This window comes from Actinomycetes bacterium (assembly GCA_036510875.1).
Lineage (GTDB): Bacteria > Actinomycetota > Actinomycetes > Prado026 > Prado026 > DATCDE01.
Genome location: DATCDE010000316.1, coordinates 1 through 3,201 on the forward strand (window position 1 = coordinate 1; position 3,201 = coordinate 3,201).

Sequence of the window (3,201 nt, forward strand, 5' to 3'; positions counted from 1 at the left end):
CCCAGGAAACGGTCGCCATGATCGAGATGGGCACCTTTGACATGGAGTGGTTTCCGGCCGAGCCGGTGACGATCGACCTCGACCTGGGGGCGGCGTCCAGCACACGCCGGGTCGAGGTGTGTTTACCAGCAACGTCTTCCACGAAGCTGCTCGTGTCCGGGTGCCCGCCGGTGCGACCTTCGGACCCGCTCCGGCGACCGGACCGCTCTGGCTGCACCACGGCAGTTTGATCAGCCAATGCTCCGAGGCCGACCGTCCCACCGAGACTTGGCCGTCGATCGTGGCGCGTCACGCCCACCATTCGCTGCTCAACCTGGGCATCGGCGGTCAGTGCCATCTCGACCAATTCATGGCCCGGGCGATCCGGGACCTCCCCGCGCACGCGATCAGCCTCGAGGTGGGCATCAACATCGTCAATGCCGCGAGTTTGATCGAACGCAGCTTCCTCTCGGCATTCCACGGCTTTCTCGACACCGTGCGCGATGGTCACCCTGACACTCCGATCCTGATCATCACACCGATCATCTGCCCGAGCGCCGAAAACCGGCCCGGACCAACACTGATGGGTCCGGACCACCGCTACTTCACCCCGGACCGCCCCGCAGAAATGTCGATCGGCGCCCTGTCACTCACTCGCATACGCGAGCTCCTGCGCGGAGCCGTTAAGCTCCGTCAGTCCCAGGCGACGCGTCCCTGCAACTCCTCGACGGGCTCGAGCTGTTCGGACCGGACGACGTCGTCGACCTGCCAGACGGGTTGCACCCCAACGCCGATGGCTACCGTCGGATGGCCCAACGGTTCCTGCCACTCGCGCAATCGAGCGGACTGTTCAGCAGCTCCGAATGAGCTTGCGGTCAGCCGGTGTTCGCGTCAGGTCAGGGGCACCCGGAGCAGTGCGTTCGCTCCGGTGCTCGCGCAGAACAGCTCGCCGCGGCGCTCGACGACACCCGTCACATTCGAGACGAGGGCATCCGGGGTCTGCAGGTCGGCCACCACCGTCCCCTCCTCGTCGAAGGCCATCACCCAGGTGGTCCCCTTTCCGGCAGGGAACGCGTTGTCGGGTAGTGCCCACAGCGCCTTGGCCACGAGGCCAGGCAGGCGCATGAATTTCTCCGTTCCGGCATCCCTCGCGTTCGGCATGCCCGCCCAGGTTCGGCCGCCGGCGAACCGGGAGAGGTTGTCGGGAGTTGCTGGCAGGTTGTCGGCGACGACCTGCGGGTGGCCCGCAGCGGGGCCAGTGAGGGGGAGCCGGCTGATGCGCGCCGCGGCCGTCTCGGCAAACAGCAGAGCCTTTCCGTCCGGGGTCAGCGTGACGCCGTTGGCAAAGAACAGGTTGTCGAGCACGACCTCGACATCGCCATTGACGTCGCGACGCAGCAGTCGTCCTGACGCACGACGCTCCAGGAACGCGCCCAGGTAGTGCTCGATGTCGAACCGGTTCGTCGACTCGGTAAACCAGATCGTGCCGTCCGGTTCGACCGCCGCGTTGGAGCAGAACCGCAGGGGAATTCCGCGGACGTGCTCCACCAGGGTCTCGACCCGTCCGCTGGCCGGGTCGACGCGCAGCAGTCCGCGGTGGGCGTCGCACACGAGGAGCCGGCCATCCGGCAGCAGTTCGAGTCCGAGGGGACGTCCTGCGGTGTCAGCCAGGACATCGGTCGCGCCGTCGTCAGGATTGACCCGCACGATCCTGCCGCCGTCCAGGCCCGTCACCAGGTTCGCGTCCGCATCGAGGATGACGTCCTCGGGTCCGTCGCCGGGCAGCGGGAGCAGGTCACCGGCGGGAAAGGGTTTGCTGCTCCGCAGATCCCGGCTTCGCGGTGGTGCCTTCGGCAGTGACGTCAGGCCCGGTGCCAATGCGGGCTTGCGGATGATCCTCGCCGGGGTACTCGTGGTCTGGGGCAGCGTCGGCCGGTTGTCGTTGCGGTACAGCAGGGTGAGTTCGATGTCGTAGGCGTGTGCGGCCGCGAGATGGTCACGCTGGCACTGCTCGAACCCCAGCAGTGCGCTGGTGACCGCGATGCGCAGCTCGTCGTGAGAGCCTGCTCCCAGGAGCACGGCGCCGTGGAACTGCTCGTCCACCGGGTTGTCATGCTCGACGCCCGGGGTCTGCGACTGCTTTGCCTGCAAGGGGCTGAAGACAAAGGTTCGTAACTCCTTGAGGAACGGCTGCTGACGGAGGCGCTCAGCGAGCAGGACCGCGAACCTTGCGAACTCCTTGGCCGATACCTCGGGCGCGCGTCGGAGGAGCACCACCGCCCGGGCCTGCACGTCCGAACCGCTTCGCCACCATCGGGCGCCGTTGCTGCCGGTGCGGTAGACCAGAGTCCGACGGAAGGCGTGGCCCTCGTCGGCCTGGACCAGTTTGTCGATCCCGCGGCCGCGTAACGCACCGAGGGGCGAGGTGAAGGTCACCTCGGAGATCCCGTCGACCCGCCGGTCCGGCTGGGGCGTGGTCTCGACGCCCTCCGGAGCGGGCCACCAACCTCCGCCCTCGGCGGAGAAGTGGTGTTGCCGGTACTCCCGACGACCCGGCGCTCGGGCGACAAGCTGGGCGTGCGGCCCACGCCAGTAGGCCATCCCCTCCGAGCGTGGGCGGTCCTGCCGCAGAAACAGCAGCGTCATGCAGGCGATCGTGCTCTCGTTGCCGTTCACAGGGTGCCCTCTCGCGTCGAACTCCTACTGGCGCCAACCGCGGCAGATGACACCGCGGTCATCATCTATACCTCTGGGGACGACGGGTCTGCCCAAGGGTGCGCAACTGTCACACTTCCAGCTCTACATGAACTGCACGCTGGCGATAGAGGTGCTGGACGTCCGCGACGACGACGTCATGCTGGGTACTCCCGCTCTTCCACGTCTTCGGGCTCTCCACGACCATGCTGACACCGGCGCGGACGCAGTGCTTGAGACGATTCAGCGCCACCGGGTGAGCCAATTCGCCGGTGTCCCGACGATGTTGATCGCTCTCCTCCACGCAGACACGACCGGCTTCGATCTCACATCCCTCCGCGTCGCCAACTCCGGCGGCCCTGCACTCCCCAGCGAGGTGCTCCTCGGGATCGAACGGAAGTTCCCGAACCTGACAATTCTGGAGGGGTACGGCATGTCGGAGACAGCGAGTGGTGCCGCCTGCAACCGACGCAACAGCCGCAAACCCCACTCCGTGGGCAAGCCGGTCTGGGGTGTGCAGATGCGAGT

Annotated in this window: 3 protein-coding genes; 1 reads left to right on the forward strand and 2 read right to left on the reverse strand. The window is 67.0% G+C overall.

What is annotated here, in order from left to right; translation table 11 throughout:
• The coding region (locus VIM19_18255) for a hypothetical protein (GenBank protein HEY5186794.1) at positions 1-490 on the reverse strand (490 nt) is incomplete at its 3' end.
• A gap of 380 nt (positions 491-870) precedes the next feature.
• Positions 871-2,415, reverse strand: a complete 1,545-nt coding sequence (locus VIM19_18260; GenBank protein HEY5186795.1) for an SMP-30/gluconolactonase/LRE family protein — start codon at positions 2,413-2,415, stop codon at positions 871-873.
• 367 nt (positions 2,416-2,782) lie between these two features.
• Here VIM19_18260 and VIM19_18265 point away from each other — a divergent pair.
• Positions 2,783-3,201, forward strand: a 419-nt coding sequence (locus VIM19_18265) for an AMP-binding protein (protein HEY5186796.1), incomplete at its 3' end; no start/stop codon positions are given.